Source organism: Plantactinospora sp. GCM10030261, assembly GCF_042666615.1.
Taxonomy (GTDB): domain Bacteria; phylum Actinomycetota; class Actinomycetes; order Mycobacteriales; family Micromonosporaceae; genus KBS50.
Genome location: NZ_JBHTDD010000042.1, coordinates 1 through 20,071, shown reverse-complemented (window position 1 = coordinate 20,071; position 20,071 = coordinate 1). Strand labels below are relative to the sequence as shown.

The following is a 20,071-nucleotide window of genomic DNA, read 5'->3' as shown; positions in this document are numbered from 1 at the left end:
CGCGACAGCGCGGGCTGAGGGTCGCCGGTCAGCCGCCAGTGGTAGACGACTACCGGCGGCGGGCGAGTCGGTGTCGGTCACGGATGATCTGCCGGGCCGCGAGTCGGCCGGACGTCGCGTTGGTTCCGGCGCCCGGCCAGGTCGCGGCGCCCGTCAGGTACAGGCCAGGCACCGCCGTACGGTAGCCGGAGTGTCCGGGCATCGGCCGGAACAACAGCTGCTGCGTCAGGTGGTGACTGCCCCCGACGCTGTCCCCGCCGACGAGGTTCGGATTGGCCGCCTCCAGATCCTGTGGGGTGTGGACGGTGCAGTGGGCGATCCGCGACCTGGCGCCCGGCGCGTACCGTTCGAGTTTGGTCAGTACCCGGTCGGCCATCGCGGCGGCGACATCGGGCCACCGGGTGCCGCGGATGGTGCCCGCCGCGTCGCCGCGTACCACTGAGGGCACCGTGCGCACCTGGATCCACACGACCTGCCGGCCATCGGGTGCCCTGGTGGGGTCGATCGCGGAGGTCTGGCCCACGACCAGCAGCGGATCGACCGGCAGCAGGCCCGCCTGCGCCTCGGCGTAGGTCCGGGCCAGGTCGTCGACGTACGGTCCGACGTGGATGTAGCCGAACTCGGCAAGTTCGTCACCGGCCGCCCACGGCAGCGGGCCGTCGACGGCGAGGTGCACCATGAGGGTGCCGGGTCCGTAGCGGTAGTTTGCCGCCTGGCGTCGCACCATCGTGGGAGCGTCCTCCAGCAGCCGTCCGTAGAGTGCGCGCGGGCCGACGTTGGCCAGTACGGCCCGACGCGCCCGCAGCTCGGTGCCGTCGGTGGTCCGGACGCCGACAGCCCGTCCGTTGGCACAGAGCACCCGGTCGACCTCGAGGCCGGTGTGGATGTCGCCGCCGTGCTCGCCGAGCACCGCGGCGAGCGCCTGCGGCAGCCGCTGTGCTCCGCCCTCGACCACCGCCATCCCGTTCTCCATGTCGGCGAACAGTTCCAGCAGTGGAAAGACCGCGCCGCCGGCGATGTCGGGCGCGAAGTCCAGATGCATGCCCCAGCAGGCCGCCACCGCTTGTGCCTCGGGCGAGGCGAACCAGGTCTGGCCCAGCTGGCGGGTCGTCATGAGCAGCGTGCTGGCCAGTTCCGTGGTGGCGCCGAAGCCCTGGCGCCGGACGAGACGTGCCAGATTGCGCAGGACCGGACCGGGTCGCAGCGCGTCGCCGTAGAGCGCGAACAGGTGCGGCGAAACCCGCTGGTAGAGCTGGTACAGGCGCTCGAAGCCCGCGGCGTCTCGCGGGTCGTGGGCCGCCAGCTCCCGCAGTGTGCGGTCATAGTCGCGGTAGACGCGCACGCTGCGGCCGTCCGGGAAGACATTCGAGTACGGCCGGTCGGTGGTCCGGAACACGAGGCCGTGCCGGGTCAGGTCGGTCCGGAAGTCGGCGTACGCCGTCGAGCTGAGGAAGAGGTTCTGGTTAGTGGAGTACAGGTCGTGCACGATCCCGGGCAGGGTTACCTCGCCGCTGGCGATCGCGCCGCCCACCACGTCGTTGCGCTCGACGACCGCCACGGACCATCCGGCCCGGGCGAGGTAGAGGGCGGCGACGAGGCCCTGGTGACCGCCGCCCACCACCACCACGTCGTACGTGTTCATCGGCCCGGCACCCATGTCGCGCTCGGCTCAGAGGTCCAGGACCAGGCGGGGCCCGGCGCTGCGCGACACGCAGATCATCATCCGGTCGCCGGCGGTCCGTTCCTGCGGGCTCAGGTAGGAGTCGCGGTGGTGGACGGCGCCGGCCAGTACGGTGGTTTCGCAGCTGCCGCAGGTCCCCTCGGCGCACGAGTACAGGACCGGGATGTCCTCCTCCTCGGCCACCTCGATGATCTGCTGGTCCGGTTCGACGACGGCGGTGATTCCGCTCTGCTGGAAGACGACCTCGAACGGCCCCTCCCAGACGGCGTCCTCGAGGGGTAGGCCGCGGAAGCGTTCGACGTGGACACCTCCGTTGGGTAGCCGGTCCGACCAGCCTTCCACCGCGGCCAGCAGACCCTCCGGGCCGCAGCAGTACACCTGTGTCTCCTCGGTGACGGACTTCATGACCGTGTCCAGGTCGAGCAGGCCCTCCTCGTCCTGCGGGACGACGCGGACCCGGTCGCCGTAGACCTCCAGTTCGTCGAGGAAGGCCATGGACGCGCGCGACCGGCCGCCGTACAGCAGTCGCCAGTCCGCGCCCTGTCGGTGGGCGTACGCGATCATCGGCAGGAGCGGCGTGATGCCGATCCCACCCGCGATGAACAGGTATTGCCGGGCGGGGTGGAGGGCGAAGTTGTTGCGTGGCCCCCGTACTTCGATCTCGTGTCCAGGCTGGAGGTGGTCGTGGAGGTAGGCGGAGCCGCCGCGGCTGTTCTCCTCGCGGAGCACGCCGAGGCGCCACTCGCCGCGGTCGTCGGGGTCGCCGCTGAGCGAGTACGGCCGAATGATGCCGTCGCCGAGGACCAGGTCGATGTGGGCACCCGGAGTCCATTCCGGAAGCGGGCTCGCGTCCGGGGCGGCCAGGTGCAGCAGCACCACCCCGTCGGCGGCGACCGTCTTGCTGGTGACCTTGAGCATCGTCATGCGGGATCCCACTCGATCTCAAGCTTCTTGAAGCCGCGGGCGAAGAAGATGGTGTCGCGGGCCGCGCCGCCATCCACCAGGCGCAGACCTGGCAGCCGCTGGAACAGCCGCGGCAGCGCTATCCGTAGCTGCAGCCGGGCCAGCGGGGCGCCGAGGCAGGTGTGGATGCCCTTGCCGAAGCCCACGTGGACGGCCGCCGAGTCCCGGGTGACATCGAAGGTGTCCGGGTGGTCGAAGGCGGTCTCGTCCCGGTTGGCGGAGCCCCAGTGCACCATGAGCCGGGCGCCCGCCGGAATGCGCACGCCGCCGAGGGTAGTGTCGGCGCGGACGGTGCGGAACAGGCCCTGCGCGGGGGATTCGTACCGGATGATCTCCTCGACCATGGTGGGGGCGAGGCCGGGGTTGTTCAGGACGGCCGCGAGCTGGTCGGGGTGCGCCAGCAGCGTGGTGATGCCGTTGCCGATGGACCGGGTCACCGTGACGTGGCCGGCGATGATCAGATTCATCGGTACGCGCATCGCCTCCTCCAGGGTGAGTGGGTCGCCGCCCGCGACGCGGGCCTCCAGCAGCCCGGTCATGAAGTCACCCCGGCGCTCCCGCAGCGCGGTCATGAAGTAGCGCTGCATCGCCACCACGTCCTCGGCGTACCTGACGAGGTCGTCGACGGGGTCGGTGGCCTGCAACAGGCGCAGCCAGTTGTAGCTCTGGTGGTGCAGCGTCGGGACGTCCGCGCGGGGCACGTCGAGGATGTCGGTGATGGCGATCATCGGTAGATGCCAGGCGAAGCGCTCGATGATGTCGACGCGGCCGTCGGCGTGGAAGGCGTCGATCAGGTCGTCGGTGGTGCGCCGGATGTCGTCCTCCATGGCGGCGATCCGCTTCGGGGTGAACGCCTTGCTCACCAGAAGTCGTAGTCGCCGGTGCACGTCGCCGTCGCTGTCGGTGAGTGTCGGCCCCAGCGGCCACCCGCTTCTCAGCACCTCAAGGACCGGTTCGGGAAATGGTTTCACCGACGCGCGTACGGCATTCTCGGAGGAGAAGACGTCCGGGTTCCTGGCGACCGCCACCACGTCCTCGTAACGGCTGACAATCCACAGGTCGGTCTGCTCGTCGTAGTAGACCGGCGCCTCGTCCCGCAGCCGCGCGTACACCGGATAGGGATCGGCCAGCTGGTCCGGCGCGAGAGGGTCAAAGTGAACGGGGCAGGCCGTCATGTCCGCCACTCCATTTCCGCGGTTCGCGTTCGTCACGGCAGGCCAACGGTGGTCGCCGTGCCGGTCAGCGTAGGCGGGTCGAGGAATCTCCGGAAACGATTGGTGGTGATGCCTTGTATCAGCCGCGGCGATGTAGTAATGCCGACGATTCGTCGTGCCGGTCATTTCCGGTGGGTCGGAGTCTCGTGAGGGCGTCGGGCGATGCGGCGTTCGGCGACCCGGATCGGCGGCGGGACGGGCTGCGGGCGAGCGGTACGGCAGCCGGCCGATCGGCAGGCCGGCGCCGCTACCTGCGGTTATGTTCCGTAGACCCAGGGTACCGGAGGTGGTTGGGCTCTTGACGGCCGAGGATATTTGACATTTGATAAAACCCCTCGCGTTCAGGAGGCGCCATGTCCCGCCGTCACCCGCTACTGGCCGCCGCAGCGGTCCCCCTTCTTCTCGTCCTCCCCGCCTGTGGTTCCTCGACCCCCGTCGCCGAGACCGAGCCGGCCAAGGAGGTCACCTACCTGACCTCCTTCGGCACCTTCGGCCGGGACGCGTACGCGTACGTCGCCCTGGAAAAGGGCTACTTCACCGACGCTGGCTTCAAGGTCACCATCCGCCCGGGTACGGGCAGCGTGGACGTGATGAAGCTGCTCGCCTCCGAACAGGCGGACTACGGGGTCGCCGACCTCGCGGCCGTGGTGACCACCCAGGCCAAGGAGAAACTGCCGGTCCGCGCCGTCGCCGCGGTGCACCAGAAATCACTTGTCGCGATCGCCTCGCTGGATGGCCGGATCGACACGCCGGAGAAGCTCGCCGGAGCGAGCGTCGCCGACAGTTCCGGCTCTACCGTCTCGGTCGTCTTCCCGGCGTACGCGAAGGCCGCCGGCATCAGCGCCGACTCCGTTAAATGGGTGCCGTCCGCCCCGCAGGCCCTGCCGCAACTGCTCGCCGCCGGCACGGTGGACGGCATCGGCCAGTTCGTGGTGGGCAAGCCGTTGCTGGAACGGGCCGCATCCGGCCGCGCCGTCACCATGCTCCCGTACGCCGACAAGCTGCCCGACCTGTACGGCGTCGGCCTGCTCACCAACACGCGCAAGCTCGACGGCGACCGGGCGGAGGTCGACCGGTTCGTCACCGCTCTGACCCGCGGCCTCAACGACGCGCTCGACAACCCGGCCGAGGCCGCCCAGATCCTCAAGAAGTACCAGCCCACCCAGGACACGGCGGTGGCCGCGGCGGAACTTGAGGCGATGAAGGCGTACGTGCGCGTCGACGGCACCCCGGTCGGCCAACTCGACCAGGCACGGATCCAACGCATGATCGAGCTGTTCAGCTCCACCGGCACCCTGCCGGCCGTGCCGGCCCCGGACGACGTCGCGGTCTTCGACGTCCGCACCGGCTCGTGACCACCACGATCCCCGCCCAGTCAGCCGTACCGGGCCAGGCGGGACGGCCGTCGAGGAGCGCAGAGATGATCGGCATACACCGGGTTACGCAGACCTTCCGTACCCGCGGCGGCGAGGTACGGGCCCTGGACGACCTGTCGCTCGATGTCGCCGAGTCGGAGTTCGTCGCCATCGTCGGCCGGTCCGGTTGTGGCAAGTCCACCCTGCTGCGGCTGGTCGCCGGCCTGCTACCGCCGACCGCCGGCGAACTCACGGTGAGCGGTACGCCGATCCGGGGACCACGGCGGGACATCAGCCTCATGTTCCAGCGCCCCGCCCTACTGCCCTGGCGGTCTGTCCTGGACAACGTGCTGCTCCCCGCCGAGATCGCCGGTCTCGACCGGCGGATCGCCCGGGAGCGGGCGGCAGAACTGCTCGATCTCGTCGGGCTCGCCGAGTTCACCAAGCGGTTGCCGCACGAACTGTCCGGCGGCATGCAACAGCGGGTCTCGCTGTGCCGCTCGTTGCTCATGCGCCCCCGGGTGCTGCTGATGGACGAACCGTTCTCCGCGCTCGACGCGCTGACCCGGGCCGATCTCGCCGTCGAACTGCAACGGCTGCAGATGCGCGACGCGTCCACGGTCCTGTTCGTCACCCACTCGGTAGACGAGGCGGTCCTGCTCGCCGACCGGGTGGTGGTGCTCAGTCCACGACCCGGCCGGCTGCGGCGGATCCTCGACATCGATATCAGCCGCCCTCGATCGCTCGGACACGACGAGCACGCGGCGCGACTCGCCGAACTACGCAGCGACCTCCACGAGCTGCTGACGAACCGGCAGGATGGGGCCGAACGATGACCGTCGTCATCCCGGACCGGCGGTCCGCGACCGGAGCGGAACCGGGCGGTCGGTGGGCCCACCGGCTCATGCCCCTGGTCGGTGCGGTCGCCGTGGTCGCCCTGTGGTGGGCGGTCATCCTGGTCTTCGACGTCCGCAGCTTCATCCTGCCGACGCCGGGACAGGTCGTGCGGACCCTCGTCGACCAGGCCGGCTACCTGTTGGACAACGCCTGGGTGACCCTGCTGGAGACGGTTCAGGGTTTCCTGTTGGCGATCCTCGTCGCCGTCCCGCTGGCGCTCGTGGTGACCGCGTCCAAACTGCTGGAACGCACCATCTACCCGTTGCTGCTGATGCTCAACGCGGTACCCAAGGTGGCCATCGCCCCGCTGCTGGTGGTCTGGATGGGGTTCGGCCAGTTTCCGAAGGTCTTCATGGTCTTCCTGGTCTGCTTCTTCCCCATCGTCATCTCGACCGCCGCCGGTCTCTCCGCCACCCCTGCCGACCTGGTCGAACTGGGCCGCTCACTGCGGGCGTCGTGGTGGCAGAACCTCCGCAAGATCCGGATGCCGGCGGCGGTGCCGCAACTCTTCGTCGGCCTCAAGGTCGCCATCACCCTCGCGGTGATCGGCGCCGTGATCGCCGAGTTCGTGGGGGCCACCGCCGGCCTCGGGTACGTCATCGTGGTGTCCGGGGCGAGTGCCGACACGGCCCTGGCCTTCGCCGCGATGGTGCTGCTCGGGGCGATGAGCGTGGCGCTGTTCTACGCCCTCGTCGCCGTCGAACGCCGGCTGCTGCCCTGGGCGGAGCAGTGATGGACACCCGTGACGCTCCCCGTACCGTCCCGGTGCCATGGCTGGTCGACGCGGTCACCACCGTGTTCCGGGCTCTCGGCTTCTCCGGCCCGGCCGCCGGGCTGGTCGCCGAGACCCTGGTGGCGGCCGACATGCGCGGCATCGGCTCGCACGGGGTGATGCTCGTGCCCATGTACGTCGAACGGATCCAGGCCGGATCGGTCAGCCGCCGCGAGGCGGCCGAATCGGTGTCCGACCTCGGTGCCGTCGCGGTCCTCGACGGCGGACACGCCCTCGGCCAGCTCACCGGAGACCAGGCGATGCGCCTGGCGGTGGCCAAGGCGCACCGGTTCGGCGTCGGAGCGGTCACCGTTCGCAACGCCTTCCACTTCGGTGGCGCCTTCCGGTACGTCCAACTGGCCGCCGCCGACGGCTGCATCGGCATCGCCGCCGCCAACACCCGGCCACTCATGCCAGCGCCCGGTGGCGCGGCGGCGGTGGTGGGCAACAACCCGGTCGCCGTGGGGGTGCCCCGGCCGGACGGAGCGCCGGTGGTCCTCGACATCGCCCTGTCCGAGGCCGCGCTCGGCAAGGTCCGGCTGGCCGCCAGCGGTGGCCGGACCATCCCGGCCAGCTGGGCCACTGACCGCCAGGGCAGGCCCACCACCGACCCGGGCGCCGCCCTCGACGGTCTGCTGCTGCCCACCGGCGGGCACAAGGGGTACGGGCTGGCGTTCATGGTCGACGTGCTGGCCGGAGTGCTGTCCGGCGGCGGGTACGGCCGGCACGTGCGGGGGCTGTACGCCGACACCTCCGTTCCCAACGACTGCGCCCACTTCTTCCTCGCCCTCGACGTGGCGGCGTTCGGCGATCCGGCGGAGTTCGGCAAACGGCTGGCCGACCTCGCCGACCAGGTGCTGACCGCCGACCTGGCGCCCGACGTGGACCGGGTCTACCTACCGGGCGACATCGAGGCGACCCGGTACGCGCGGGCCCTGCGGGCCGGGGTGTCCGTCGAACCGGCGGTGTTGACCCGGCTGCGCGACACGGCCGCGTCGCTGGGCGTGCCGGTCGGCGAACCCGACCCACCCGCCGACCAGCCGGTGGCCGACCAACCGGAGAAGGGGTGGCGATGAAAGCCAGGTTCGACGCCGACGGTGACGTCCTCATCATCACCGGCGGCGCCAACGGGATCGGCGCGGCGCTCGCTGGGGCGTACGCCGCCGCCGGCGGCACGGTCGCCGTGTTCGACGTGCGGCGCGGCGCCGACCACCCGTCCGGCCGGGTGCACCACTACCTGGTCGACGTCAGCGACCGGGACCGGGTACTCGCCGCCGTCGCCGAGGTGCGTGCCGAGCACGGCCGGATCGACGCGTTGGTCGCCGGCGCGGCCGTGCAGCCCCGGGTCAACGTCCTGGAGATGGACCCCGGGCAGTGGCGGCGGGCGCTGGCGGTCAACCTCGACGGTGTGCTGTGGTGCGTCCAGGCGGTGCTGCCGCAGATGCTGTCCCGCCAGTCCGGCGTGATCCTCGTCTTCGGATCCGGGTTGGGCAGCGCCGGCCATCCCGGGGCCTCGGCGTACGCGGCCAGCAAGGCCGCCCTGGTGGCCTTCGCGAAGTCGTTGGCCGCGGAGGTCGCGACGGACCGGATCCGGGTCAACGCCGTCTTTCCCGGCGTGGTGGACACGGCCCAGTTCCGGGCGGCCAATCCACCCGGCGGCGAGCGGGAACGCTGGGAGCGCAGCACCGGCATCGGCGTCGCGGAGGATGTCGTCGGGCCGCTGTTGTTCCTGCTGTCCCCGGCCGCCGCGATGACCGGATCCGTGCTGACCCGGGAGCGGGCCTTCTCCGCGGGGGACCTGTCGTGACCGGCCAACCGCACGCCGACGGCCGGCCGTACGCCGGAGACCAGTTGCCGGTGGGTGTGGTCGGCGCCGGCCCGGTCGGCCTGATCACCGCACTCGGCCTGGCCCGCTACGGCGTTCCCGTGGTGGTGTTCGAAGAGGACGACCGGCTGTCCCGCGACACCAAGGCCGGGACGGTTCTCACCCGCACCCTGGAGGTGCTGCACCGGTACGGTGCGCTGCCCGACGTGCTGCGGGCGGCGTTGCGGATCGACGAGATCGGCGAGCTGGACCGGGCCACCAACCAGCAGACGCTGAGCGTCCGCACCGGGCTGCTCACCGAGGACACCCGCTTCCCATTCGTGATCAACATTCCGCAGCACGAGCTGGAACCGGTGCTGCGGAACCGGCTCGCCGACGTCGCCCCCGGCGCCCTGCGCATGGAGCACCGGCTCCTCGACTTCGTCCAACACGACGACCGGGTGACGGTCTGTCTCGCCACACCCGCCGGTGAGCGGACCGTCGCGGTGCGGTACCTGCTGGGCTGTGACGGCGGCCGGTCGGTCGTGCGGGAGCGACTCGGCGCCACCGTGGCCGGCAGCACCTACGACGAGCGGTACATGCTCGTCGACCTCAAGGTGGACCTGGACATCGCCAACCCCCGCGACTACCCGTACCTGGCCTACTTCGGCGATCCGACCGAATGGATGATCCTGGTGCGGCAGCCGCACTGCTGGCGGTTCCTCTATCCGCTGCCCGCTGGCCGCCCGGAACCCGCGCCGGAGGAAATCGCCGCGAAGGCCCGCCGATTCATCGGCGACGTCACCGAGTTGACCGTGCTGGGCACCAACGTCTACACCGTCCACCAGCGGGTCGCCGACCGCTGGCAGGACCGTCGGGTGTTCCTACTCGGCGACGCCGCGCACCTGATCACCCCGATGTGGGCCCTCGGCCTCAACACCGGAGTTCTCGACGCCTCCAACCTGCCGTGGCGACTGGCCTGGGTGCTGCGCGGCTGGGCCACACCGTCCCTGCTGGCCGGCTATCAGACCGAGCAGGCACCGATCGCCGCCCGCGGGTCCGGGGCGATGGCCGAGGCGGCCCGGGCCTACATGGAACGCCGGGTCGCGGACACCGGGGTGATGACCGAGGGCGGCTGGGGCAACGCGTTCACCCGCGCCATGCTCGGTGTCCGGCTCGACGTCGACGGTACGGGCGACTGGTCGATGGTCGTCAACGGGGATGTGCCGCAACCCGTCGTCGCCGGCTCCCGGGCGCCGGACCTGCCGCTGTTCGGCCCATCCGGGATCGTGCACCTGCACGATCTGGTGGCGGACGGCTTCGTGGCGCTCTACTTCACCGATCCCCGGCGGATGCCGGTGATACCGGCACAGTCACCGGCGTTGCGGCACTTCCTGGTCAGCCGCTGGGACGCCCCGCACGACTCCGGCCTGCGGGACCGGGCGCTGTTCGACCCCGGCGACCGGGTACGGAACCGGTTCGGGGTGGCGGCTGACACCCTGGTGCTGATCAGACCGGACGCGCACGTTGCCGCCGTGATCGACGTCGATCCCCGGGTGGGCTCGGACACCGCCGCCGACATCTACACCGCGGTGACCGGGTGCCCGCCCGCACCGGCGGTCCCGCCGATCCGTCCCGCCCGGCGAAAAATCTGATTGGAGATTCAGCATGACCGAGACCGTCTCCTCCCCGGAGGGCCAGCAGATCACCCTTGGGCCGGTAGGCCAACAGGTCGTCTTCGAAAACGACGAGGTCCGGGTCTGGGAGATCACCCTCGCCCCGGGTGAGAGCCAACCCTGGCACCACCACCATCACCCGTACCTGGTGCTGGCCCTGGAGGCCGCGGACAACCGGATCGACGCGTTGGCTGGTGGCCCGCCCCGGCTGGTGCACGAACCGGTCGGTGGCGTGGTCTACCGCGAACCGGGGGAGATCCACATGCTCACCAACCACGGCTCCACCCGGTACCGCAGCCGGTTGGTCGAGCTGAAGCGGCCGACCGGCGGTGCGCCGGAGGGCCGGCGGTGACCAGGGACGTCCCGGTCGTGCCCAGCCCGCCGGTGCCGCCCGGCACCGACCCGGGGGAGTGGACGGAGAATCTGTCCGATCCGGCCGACTACTCCGGTGCCGCCCCCGACCGGTCCCGGGAGCGGTTGGTGCCCGGACCCCCCGGCGTCGTGCTGGCCCGGTTCCGGGAGATCCTGCTGCGGACCGACGAACTGGACTGGGTGGACAAGACGCTGGCCGGCCTGTCGCAGCGGATGCTGTGGCGCGACGAGCAAACCGAGGCGTCCATCGCGTTGGTCCGCTTCCAACGCGGCGCCGGCATTCCGGAGCGGCACTCGCACGCCGCCAACCAGTTCATGTTCTGCCTGCGCGGGCGGTACACCTACCTGCCGACCGGGCTGACCCTCACCCCCGGGACCTTCTACTGGAACCCGAAGGGCTGCCTGCACGGGCCCACCCGGGCCGAGGAGGAGACCGTGCTGCTGGAGATCTACGACGGTCCGCACTATCCCACCCAGCCCCGGTGGTACAGCGACCCAACCGACGCCCGCTAGTGGAGCCACCTCAGGAGCGCCGCATGCCCAAACAACAGATCGTCTCCACCGACCTGGCCGCACCCAACGGACACTTCGCCCAGGCGACGGTGGCACCCGCCGGGGCCCGGCTGGTCTTCATCTCCGGCATGACGGCCAGGGACAGGGACGGCACGGTCGTCGGGGTCGGTGACATCACCGCGCAGACACACCAGGTCTGCCGCAACCTGCGCGCCGCGGTGGCCGCGGCCGGCGGAGAACTCGACGACATCGCCCGAGTGGACGTCTTTGTACGCAACATGGAGGACTTCGCCGCCATCCACGCGGTACGCCGGCAGTACTTCACCGGCGATCCGCCCGCGTCGACAATGGTCGAGGTCGCCAAGTTCGTCAACAAGGACTACCTCATCGAGATCAACGCGATCGCCGTTCTCGCCGACGAACGAGCCGGCTGATGCCGCTCGCATCGGTCCGCACCGGTCAGGGCCCGTGCGTCGGGCTGGTCCGCCACGACGAGGTGGCGGTACTGTCCCCGGACTGGGGAACCGTCGACGACGTGGTACGCGGCGGCCCCGCCGCGCTGGACCGGGTCCGCGAGGCCGCCGGGAAGGCACCCACCGTCGCGCTGTCACAGGTACGCCTGGACGCCCCGCTCCGCCGGTTCAACCGGGACATCCTCTGCACCGGCTGGAACTACCGCGACCATTTCGAGGAGTCCCGGGGCAGACGCGACGGGCAGGACCCGCCCGCCGAGCCGACCCGCCCCACCTTCTTCACCAAAGGCCCGGACACCGTCGTCGGCCCGTACGACGACATCGCCTACGACCCACGGATCTCCGCCCGGTGGGACTACGAGGCCGAGGTCGCGCTCGTCATCGGCGCCGACTGCCGCTCCGTCGACGAGGCGGACGCGCTGTCGTACGTCTTCGGCTACTGCGTGGCCAACGACGTGTCGCAGCGGGACCTGCAACGCGCCCACGGCGGGCAGTGGCTCAAGGGCAAGAGCATCGACGCGACCATGCCGCTGGGCCCGTGGCTGACCCCCGCCGACGAGGTACCCGACCCGGCCGGGCTGCGCATCCAGTGCGAGGTCAACGGGGAACTGCGGCAGGACGCCAGCACCGCGCAGATGGCGTTCCCGTTCGCCCGGATCATCGCCGAGCTGAGCTGGGGGATGACCCTGCGGGCCGGGGACGTGCTGCTCACCGGCACCCCCAGCGGGATCGGCAACGCCCGGCAGCCACCCGTCTTCCTGAACCAGGGGGACCTGGTGGTGACCCGGGTGACCGGGCTGGGGGAACTGCGCAACCGTCTTGCCCTGACCCGGTTGAGCTGACCCCGGCGTTCGGATCGGAGTCGGGATCAGTGCCGGCGGCCCAGCGCCGCCGCCGCGTTGGTGGTGGCCACCTGTGCCGCATACACCGTCCCGCGGTGGCGGACCAGTGCCGCCGGGTCGTCCGTTCCCATCGGGAACGGCCAGTCGCTGCCGAGCACCAGCCGATCGGCGCCGAAGACCGAGATCGCCAGGTCCACCAGTGCCGGATCGTGCCCGAGGACGTCGACGTAGAAGCGGCGGGCGGCGGCGGCCGGCGCCAACGCCATGTCCGGCAGGCCGGGGCGGGCGGTCCGGTGTCCCCGTTCCCAGCGGCCGACCGCCGCGGCCAGGTACCCGCCGCAGTGCGCCAGCAGGAACCGGATCCCCGGGTAGTCGGCGAGTACCTGGCCGAACACCAGTTGCGCGGCCGCGACGGTGGTCTCCATCGGGTTGCCGAGCAGGTTGGCCAGGTAGTACCGGGTCAACCGGGCGTCGGCGGACTGCCCCGGATGCAGGTGGACGGTCCGGCCGTCGTCCGCCAGCCGCAGCCACAGCGGAGCCAGCCTCGGGTCGTCCAGCGGGATGCTCCGCCCGCCCGCGGCACCCGCGACTCCCGCCCACCGGGGATCGTCGGCGACGCGGTCGTACTCGGCCAGCGCCACCTCGGCATGCTCCAGCGGCAGGTAGGCCAGGGGAGTGAGCCGGGGATGTCCCGCGATCGCGCGGACAAGTCCGTCGTTGAGCGCGCTGACCCAGCTCGCGGCGGCGTCGGCGGGCAGGTGCTGGCGGTAGAACGGTGGCGGCACGGTGACCACGGCCTCGTCCAGCCCCACCGAGGTGAGGTGCTGCTCCAGCCGGTCCGGCCGGTAGAGGTCGGGCAGTCCGACCCGGTTACCGTCGAGGACCAGTGTGCCGGTGTCCTCGTGTACTCCGGGCAACCGCGCCCCGGTCAGCGTCGGCGCCAGGTGGGTGTGCAGATCGATGCCGGGCATCGGCGTCTCCTCCATCGGTGCACGGTGGAATCACGATCCGGGGGTGTTTCGCTGGCCCGGGCGACCACGTGACGCCTCGGGTCGTCACGGCGGCCCGGACGCGTCGAGCCGCCGCAGTGCCTCCATCGGGCAGCCGTCAACGGCCGCGGCCACCTCGGTGGCATACCCGGACGGGTCGACACCCTCGATCAGCTCGACCCCGTCGTCGCCGAGCCGGAACACCTCTGGCGCGGTCGCCTCGCAGAGGCCGGTCGCCTGGCAGCGTTGTCGATCAATCTGAATTCGCATGTCATCACTCCCATGCCGGCAGCGGGCCCGGGTCCGGATCCCAGGTCAGGCCGACCCGGCGGAAACCTCGGGCAAGAAAGATGACCGGCCTCCTTGTCGTTGCGCGGCGCCGACCCGCTCGCGGCGCGGTCCGGTTCGGCTGTCAGTCCCCGTCCTTGCCGGCGGCGCTCATCTTGGCCACCACACGGTCGGTGGCGTGCTGGATGTGCTGGCGGACTGCCAGCACCGCCGCCGTGACGTCGTTCGCGGCGCAGGCCGCCAGGATGGCCTGGTGTTCACGCAGCCGGTCGGCTCCGGCGCCGGCGGTGGTCACCGTGGCGAACCGGTACCGTTCGCTGTTCTCCCACACCGGTTCCAGCCCGCGCAGCAACCAGCGGGACCGGGCCGCGCGGTAGATGGTGAAGTGGTATTCCGAATGGGCGAGCCGGGCCTCCGCCGCGTCGCCGCGTTCGACCGCCGCGGCGTGCCGGTCCAGTTCTGCCTGGGCCCGCTCGGTGTCCTCCGGGGTGAACCAGCGGGCCGCCCGCTCGGTCAGGATGGACTCCAACGCGAGCCGGGTCTCGTGGGTGTCGAGCGCGTCCTCGACGGTCAGCGGGACCACCCAGGCACCCTTGTGCGGCAGGATCTCGACCAACCCGAGCGCGGCCAGTCGCCGGATGGCCTCCCGTACCGGGCTCATGCTCATCCCCAGCCGGCTGGACATCTCATTGAGCCGCAGGGGCGTCCCGGCGGGCAGCTCTCCGGTCAGGATGGCCTCGTGTAAGCGTGCGGTCGCCGTGTCGACCAGGGTCCGGTGCTGGGACTGCCGTTGTGCCGGCCGGGCCAGGTCGCCGTTGCCGCCCAGCCCGTTGCCCGCTCCCAGCCCGTGCATCAGTGTCAACGTTCCCTCCGGAGTCGAACCGTCCGCCCGACACGCCAGTTTCCGTACCCGCGATTACCTGACCGAGGCTACGACTCCCGCCGTGCCCGGGGGCGCCGCGGCACCTGGCGCACAGCTCGCTCGTCGTAGGTCGACGGGTGTGCCGCGGGCGGACCCGGCGTCGCCGCAGGCCGTCTGCCGCATCGTCGGCGAACGGTACGGTCTTTCGCTCGGTCAGACGAACCGGTCCACCCATGCCATCTCCAGGAACCCGCGGGGGAGGACAGCTTGACGCATGTTTTATCAAATGTCAAACTCTTGGCCGGGGGTGGTGAGCATGGCTCGGGTGACCCACGAGTGGGTGACGGCCGGCGAGGACGTCGTCCACGTCCTGGACTTCGGCGGCACCGGTCGGCCGGTCCTGTTCCTGCACGGCGTCGGCGGCGGCGCGTGGACCTGGGAGCCGGTGCTCGAACACCTTCCCGGAGACCTCCGCCTCCTGTCCGCCGACCTACCCGGGTACGGAGAGAGCAGATGGCGCGCCGACGGGGACTACGCGAGCCGGTCACTCGCCGCCACCCTGGGCGAGGTACTGCGTACCCTCGCTGCCGAACCGGCCGACGTGGTCGGCTTCTCCTGGGGCGGTCTCGTCGGGCTGGCCCTCGCCGCCCAGCGACCCTCGGCGGTACGGCGGTTGGCCGTCCTGGACATCCCGCCGTCCACACCGCTGTCCGACACCGACATCCCGCGCCTGCCGGTCACCTTCGCCGACCAGCGGGCCGCCGTCGCCGCCAGCCGCGGCCTGGCCCCCCGCGCCACCGATCGAGTGCTGCGCCGCGACGCCGCTCACCTGACCCGTCCCGGACCGGACGGCGGCTACCACCGCAAGATGGACCCGCGCCTCACCCACCGGTGGCCGTTCCGCGCCGAAGATCTCTGGCCAGAACTCGCCGCGTTTCCCGGCCCACTGCTCGTCGTACGGGCGGAACAGAGCCCGAACCTGCCCGCCGAGGTCGCCGAGCGCATGGTGGCCGTCGCACCCGACGCTGTTCTCCACACGGTCGCCGACTGCGGACACCTGATTCCGTTGGAGCGCCCCGCCGAACTCGCCGCCGCATTGGCCGCGTTCTTGCGTCCGTGACAGCTCAGTGCGCCTGGCTCGATGACGCCTCCGAAGGTCTCTGATCCCACGATCGACCGCAGCGAGCTATCCGCCCATTCGCAGAACTGACCCTGCCCGTGTCGTCGAGTTCTCCGTGCACACGGGACATCGTGCAGCATGTGCGCTCATCGGCCATGAGTGCGCACCCTCCGCGAGGATCCACGGCTGGGCAGGCTAAAGGGCGATCGGCGTGGCAAACGGCGGGCACCTGCCACACCGACGAGACAGGTGTGACAGGTGCCGGCACGAGACTGACCGTGCGCGGGGGCGCCGTCCCTGGGTCAGCCTCCCAGCATGGGTAACACCGAGACGGCGATCGCCCGGCTGGTGTTACGAGTGGCGTCTGTCATCACCGCCTCCCAGGCGCTGTCCGGAATGCGGTTGGGCCAGACGACCTCCACGTACGCCTGCCCCAAACCGTTGTGCGAATCGCAGTAGATATAGAACGAAACGATCTGACCGTTGCGGGGCGGAGGCAGCTCCGGATCCAGGTCGGGGGACCAGGGGACGCCGCAGCGCACCGATGCCCAGATCTTCGACGCCACCTGAGTGTTGGCCGAGCGCAGGGTGTTCTCCAGCCCGTCGGTGGTCAGGCCGGTCCGGGCCCGCGCCACCAGGGCGATCGGCGCCACGATATTCATCGCGAAACCGAGCTGGTCCACGCTCGCCGGGTCGGTCAGGGCGGAGATCATGCTCTCGATCGCCACCGCGCAGCCGGTGGCGTCCTGGGCGAACCGCTGCATGTTGTCCGGCGTCATCCGCTCGATGTCGGCGAACTCGATCACGGCATGGTTGGCGCAGGCCCGGGTCTGTGCCACCGTGATCGTCTGGATCTGCGCCAGGATGTCGTTGCGGGCCGAGTTGACCGCGCTCAGGATCTGCCGGGTGGCCTCCTCGATCGCGGCCTGGGTGTTACCGGCGTTCACCCACGAGCTGATCGCACTGATCGCTGCGGTGATCACCTGGGTCCAGTCGATCGCCGCCTTCGCCGGTCGAGCGCCGATGGGCACTGCCACCACGATGGATAGCAGGGCGGCCAGCAGGACGCGCGCCGGCCGGCCCCGGACCCTCGTCTTACCCCTTGTCATTCCCACTCCCTCCCGTCGGGAGCCTTCAGGGTCGACTGTCCGGGTGACGGTGAGTGGCCGGTGCGGACGCTCTGCGTCGCGGTACCGTGATGCCGCTGGTCGGGTGCACGCTGCCGACCGCCCCGGCCGGACGGCACCGGACAGCCAGCGGCCGACTCCGCCAGCGAGCGAGCGGAAGGACGACGCCCGTGCCCGCCGACGATCCAGACGAGCTGCTTCGTGATCTCTGCGCTGACCTACGTCTACTCTGGACACAGGCGCAGGGACCGAGCCTGCGGGTGGTGAGCGCCCGAGTCGGTCTCGGCAAGAGCCAGGTGGGCGCGATCCTCAACGGCACGGTCCGCCGGCCACCCGACTGGGACGTGGTGCGTCGCCTGGTGGAGTGCTTTCACGACCATGCACGGGCACACAACCGGCTGTCCCGGCTGTCCCTGCGTACCGGCATCGAGGAGACCTGGCGACCCCGGTACGCGGTGCTGGAGTACGGATTCCAGCGCAGGCGTACCCCGCCGAGTGGCACCGGTTCCCGCCCGCCCACGGCATCCCGCCGGTGGCCGGTGCCCCGGCAGCTCCCCCCGGTCGCCCGACACCTGGTGGGCCGGGCGACCGAACTGGCCACACTCGACAGGGCCGCCACAAGCTGCGAGAAGCCGGACGGATCGGCCACCGTGGTCGTGATCGACGGTACCGCCGGTGTCGGCAAGACCACGGTCGCGCTCTGGTGGGCACACCGGGCTGGCGGCCGGTTCCCCGACGGTCAGCTCTACGTCGACCTGGGCGGCTTCGACGCGAACGGCACCCAGGTCTCCCCCGAGAACGCCCTGCGGGGATTCCTCATCGCGCTGGGCACCGACCCCCACCGGCTGCCGGACGACCTGTCCACGCGTCGCGCTCTACCGCAGCATGCTGGCCGGCCGTCAGGTGCTGGTGGTGCTGGACAACGCCCGTGACCCGGGCCAGGTCCGCCCGCTGCTGCCCGGCGGCCCCTCCTGCCTGGCTCTGGTGATCAGCCGCAACCAGATGACCGGCCTGGTGGTGGGCGAGGGCGCGCTGCCGCTCAGGCTGGAGTTGCCGCCCCCCACCGACGCGGCGGACCTGTTCGCGTCCCGACTCGGCACCCGCCGGGCGGCCGACGAACCCGCGGCCCTGGCGGAGATCGTCGACCGGTGCGCCCGGCTACCCCTGGCCCTGGCCATCGCCGCCGCCAGCGCAGCCGCCCACCCCGACGAACCACTCGCCGCCCTCGCCGCGCAGCTACGGACCGGCCCCGCGGTGCTCGACAGGCTGTCCACCGGCACGGACGGCGCCGACGTCCGTACCGCCTTCTCCTGGTCCTATCGACGGCTGAGCCCGACCGCCGCGTACCTGTTCCGGACGCTGGGGCTGCACCCTGGTCCCGACGTCACGGTGGCCGCCGCCGCCAGCCTCGCGGGCGTACCCGTGCGGCAGGTCCGGCCGGCCCTGGCGGAACTAACCCGCGCGCATCTCGTCGCAGCGCCCCATCTTGACCGGTACCGCACGCACGATCTGCTGCGCGCCTACGCGATGGAACTGGCCCGGGCCACCGATCCCGAAGCGCGCCGACGGGTGGCGCAGGGTCGGCTTCTCGACCATCTGCTCCACACCGCCCACGCTGCCAGCCGGATGCTGGACCCCCAGCGTCACACGATCGCCATTCCGCCGCCCGGCGAAGGGGTGACCGTGGCCGCCATCAGCGACGAAGCCGCCGCACTGGACTGGTATGCGGCCGAGGAAACCACATTGGTCGCGGCGATCCACGGTGCCGCGCGGTCCGGCTTCCACGCCCGTGCCTGGCGACTGACGTGGGCGTGCGAGCCGATGCTGTACCGCCAGGTGACCCGCCACCAGTGGGCCGCCCTGCAACGGGTGGCACTGGCCGCGGCACGGCGGATCGGCGACCCGCTGGCCCTGGGCTACGCCCATCGCGGACTCGGCCGCGCCTACAGCAGCATCGACAACCGCCGAATCCGGGCCCGCATCCACTTCGACCGGGCCCTGAGGAACTTCGCCGCCGCCGACCGGCCCATCGACGAGGGCTACATACGGTTCCACCTCAGCCTGCTCTGCGAACGGAACGGCGAGTACCGGGCAGCGTTGGAGCACACCCGGCGGGCGCTGGAACTCTTCGAGCGTGCCGGTCACCGTCCCGGGCAGGCCCGCGCGTACAACGGGCTGGGCTGGCAGCATGCGTTGCTCGGCGACTACGAGGTCGCGCTCGCCTCCTGCGCCCGCGCCCTCGACCTGATGCGGGCCGTCGGAGACCGGCTGGGGCAGGCCCAGGCCTGGGACAGTATCGGCTTCGCCCACCACGGGCTCCGGCAGTACGGAGAAGCGGACGCCGCCTACCGGCGCGCGCTGGCCCTCATCCGCCGGATCGGTGAACGGAACAACGAGGCGGAGATTTTGGTCCATCTAGGCGACACCCACCAGGCCGCCGGCTTGCCGGAGGCGGCCGGACGTGCGTGGCGACAAGCGCTCACGATCCTCGAGGAGCTTGGCGTCTCCGAAGCGGCTGCCGTCCGGGCACGGCTCGACGGAACACCACCCGCGCAGCCGGCAGCGCCCCCGGCTGACGCGGCCGACCAAAACTCCAGGACGTGGAGGATGTAGCCCGCGATCGGCTTTGGTCGAGCTTGCTTACGGCATCACGCGCGTCATGCCGGCCGGCGCGGCCGCTGGGACGATCGACGCGGATGCTCGCCCTTCGGCACGCAGGAAGGTGAGGGGCCCGGAATGGTCAGCAGACGCGGTCGAAGGACAGCTCGCTGTGGGCGGGTTTCGCGGTCAGGGCGGCGTGCACCTGCGGGTACCGCCCAGCCTCGGCGACCGCGTCGTCACGCTGCGGACCGACGGGCCGGAAGAAGAACCCGGTGTCCGGCTCGCGGCCGCTATCCAGAACGGCCAGCCCGGCTGCATCGTCGAAGACCAACGTCAGGCCCACCTGCCAATACTCCGGCTGCGGATCGTCACCGCCGGTCGCCACCGCCAGCTGACGGGTGAATGAGACGCATCGTCGCCCGCCATGCCAGGAATAGCGGCCCCACTGGACGATGAAGCCGTCGACGTCCGCGTCCAGATCCGGAACGAGACCCTCGATCTCGACGTCAAGGAACTCACGGA

21 protein-coding genes are annotated in these 20,071 nt (G+C 71.1%); 13 read left to right on the top strand and 8 right to left on the bottom strand.

Annotated elements, in window-relative coordinates; all coding sequences use genetic code 11:
- Window positions 1–49: 49 nt before the first annotated feature.
- From ACFQUZ_RS30485 to ACFQUZ_RS30475, 3 genes are read right to left on the bottom strand one after another with little or no spacing between them, the layout of a single operon-like run.
- A complete protein-coding gene (locus ACFQUZ_RS30485; protein ID WP_377448432.1) occupies window positions 50–1,642 on the bottom strand; it encodes a phytoene desaturase family protein in 1,593 nt (530 codons plus the stop codon).
- Between the two features lie 27 nt (window positions 1,643–1,669).
- Window positions 1,670–2,605, bottom strand: a complete 936-nt coding sequence (locus ACFQUZ_RS30480; RefSeq protein ID WP_377448430.1) for a PDR/VanB family oxidoreductase — start codon at window positions 2,603–2,605, stop codon at window positions 1,670–1,672.
- Complete coding sequence (locus ACFQUZ_RS30475) at window positions 2,602–3,984, bottom strand: cytochrome P450 (protein WP_377448428.1); 1,383 nt, start codon at window positions 3,982–3,984, stop codon at window positions 2,602–2,604. Before ACFQUZ_RS30475 ends, ACFQUZ_RS30480 begins: the two co-directional genes overlap by 4 nt.
- 227 nt (window positions 3,985–4,211) lie before the next feature.
- Between ACFQUZ_RS30475 and ACFQUZ_RS30470 the strand changes: the two genes are divergently transcribed.
- From ACFQUZ_RS30470 to ACFQUZ_RS30425, 10 genes are all read left to right on the top strand, one after another.
- Window positions 4,212–5,213, top strand: a complete 1,002-nt coding sequence (locus ACFQUZ_RS30470; RefSeq protein WP_377448426.1) for an ABC transporter substrate-binding protein — start codon at window positions 4,212–4,214, stop codon at window positions 5,211–5,213.
- Window positions 5,214–5,278: 65 nt separating this feature from the next.
- Window positions 5,279–6,049, top strand: coding sequence for an ABC transporter ATP-binding protein (locus ACFQUZ_RS30465; protein ID WP_377448424.1), 771 nt, complete (start codon window positions 5,279–5,281; stop codon window positions 6,047–6,049).
- Window positions 6,046–6,843, top strand: coding sequence for an ABC transporter permease (locus ACFQUZ_RS30460; RefSeq protein WP_377448422.1), 798 nt, complete (start codon window positions 6,046–6,048; stop codon window positions 6,841–6,843). Before ACFQUZ_RS30465 ends, ACFQUZ_RS30460 begins: the two co-directional genes overlap by 4 nt.
- Complete coding sequence (locus tag ACFQUZ_RS30455; RefSeq protein ID WP_377448420.1) at window positions 6,843–7,958, top strand: Ldh family oxidoreductase; 1,116 nt, start codon at window positions 6,843–6,845, stop codon at window positions 7,956–7,958. Before ACFQUZ_RS30460 ends, ACFQUZ_RS30455 begins: the two co-directional genes overlap by 1 nt.
- Window positions 7,955–8,689, top strand: a complete 735-nt coding sequence (locus ACFQUZ_RS30450) for an SDR family NAD(P)-dependent oxidoreductase (protein ID WP_377448418.1) — start codon at window positions 7,955–7,957, stop codon at window positions 8,687–8,689. Before ACFQUZ_RS30455 ends, ACFQUZ_RS30450 begins: the two co-directional genes overlap by 4 nt.
- Window positions 8,686–10,341, top strand: coding sequence for an FAD-dependent monooxygenase (locus ACFQUZ_RS30445; RefSeq protein WP_377448416.1), 1,656 nt, complete (start codon window positions 8,686–8,688; stop codon window positions 10,339–10,341). Before ACFQUZ_RS30450 ends, ACFQUZ_RS30445 begins: the two co-directional genes overlap by 4 nt.
- A 13-nt stretch (window positions 10,342–10,354) precedes the next feature.
- A complete protein-coding gene (locus ACFQUZ_RS30440) occupies window positions 10,355–10,714 on the top strand; it encodes a cupin domain-containing protein (RefSeq protein WP_377448414.1) in 360 nt (119 codons plus the stop codon).
- Window positions 10,711–11,247 (top strand): cupin domain-containing protein, encoded by a 537-nt coding sequence (locus tag ACFQUZ_RS30435; protein WP_377448412.1) that lies wholly within the window; start codon window positions 10,711–10,713, stop codon window positions 11,245–11,247. The genes ACFQUZ_RS30440 and ACFQUZ_RS30435 overlap by 4 nt, the downstream gene beginning before the upstream one ends.
- A 23-nt stretch (window positions 11,248–11,270) precedes the next feature.
- Window positions 11,271–11,681: a RidA family protein gene (locus ACFQUZ_RS30430; RefSeq protein WP_377448410.1), complete on the top strand. Its 411-nt coding sequence runs from the start codon at window positions 11,271–11,273 to the stop codon at window positions 11,679–11,681.
- Window positions 11,681–12,562 (top strand): fumarylacetoacetate hydrolase family protein, encoded by an 882-nt coding sequence (locus ACFQUZ_RS30425; RefSeq protein WP_377448408.1) that lies wholly within the window; start codon window positions 11,681–11,683, stop codon window positions 12,560–12,562. Before ACFQUZ_RS30430 ends, ACFQUZ_RS30425 begins: the two co-directional genes overlap by 1 nt.
- A 26-nt stretch (window positions 12,563–12,588) precedes the next feature.
- On the opposite strand, the gene ACFQUZ_RS30420 is transcribed toward ACFQUZ_RS30425, so the two are convergent.
- From ACFQUZ_RS30420 to ACFQUZ_RS30410, 3 genes are all read right to left on the bottom strand, one after another.
- The gene (locus tag ACFQUZ_RS30420; protein WP_377448406.1) at window positions 12,589–13,548 is read right to left on the bottom strand and encodes an amidohydrolase family protein; all 960 of its coding nucleotides are present in this window, start codon (window positions 13,546–13,548) and stop codon (window positions 12,589–12,591) included.
- 69 nt (window positions 13,549–13,617) lie between these two features.
- The gene (locus ACFQUZ_RS30415) at window positions 13,618–13,821 is read right to left on the bottom strand and encodes a ferredoxin (RefSeq protein WP_377448404.1); all 204 of its coding nucleotides are present in this window, start codon (window positions 13,819–13,821) and stop codon (window positions 13,618–13,620) included.
- Between the two features lie 142 nt (window positions 13,822–13,963).
- Complete coding sequence (locus ACFQUZ_RS30410; RefSeq protein ID WP_377448462.1) at window positions 13,964–14,692, bottom strand: GntR family transcriptional regulator; 729 nt, start codon at window positions 14,690–14,692, stop codon at window positions 13,964–13,966.
- A 325-nt stretch (window positions 14,693–15,017) separates the two neighbouring features.
- Between ACFQUZ_RS30410 and ACFQUZ_RS30405 the strand changes: the two genes are divergently transcribed.
- Window positions 15,018–15,821 (top strand): alpha/beta fold hydrolase, encoded by an 804-nt coding sequence (locus tag ACFQUZ_RS30405; protein WP_377448402.1) that lies wholly within the window; start codon window positions 15,018–15,020, stop codon window positions 15,819–15,821.
- Window positions 15,822–16,123: 302 nt separating this feature from the next.
- Here ACFQUZ_RS30405 and ACFQUZ_RS30400 read toward each other — a convergent pair whose 3' ends face one another.
- Entirely contained in the window at window positions 16,124–16,930 is an 807-nt protein-coding gene (locus ACFQUZ_RS30400) for a hypothetical protein (protein ID WP_377448400.1), read from the bottom strand.
- A gap of 281 nt (window positions 16,931–17,211) precedes the next feature.
- Between ACFQUZ_RS30400 and ACFQUZ_RS30395 the strand changes: the two genes are divergently transcribed.
- Together ACFQUZ_RS30395 and ACFQUZ_RS30390 are read left to right on the top strand one after the other, a co-directional pair.
- Window positions 17,212–17,880: a hypothetical protein gene (locus tag ACFQUZ_RS30395; RefSeq protein WP_377448398.1), complete on the top strand. Its 669-nt coding sequence runs from the start codon at window positions 17,212–17,214 to the stop codon at window positions 17,878–17,880.
- Window positions 17,834–19,561 (top strand): tetratricopeptide repeat protein, encoded by a 1,728-nt coding sequence (locus ACFQUZ_RS30390; protein ID WP_377448396.1) that lies wholly within the window; start codon window positions 17,834–17,836, stop codon window positions 19,559–19,561. The genes ACFQUZ_RS30395 and ACFQUZ_RS30390 overlap by 47 nt, the downstream gene beginning before the upstream one ends.
- Window positions 19,562–19,688: 127 nt before the next feature.
- Here ACFQUZ_RS30390 and ACFQUZ_RS30385 read toward each other — a convergent pair.
- Window positions 19,689–20,071, bottom strand: a 383-nt coding sequence (locus ACFQUZ_RS30385; protein ID WP_377448394.1) for a hypothetical protein, incomplete at its 5' end; no start/stop codon positions are given.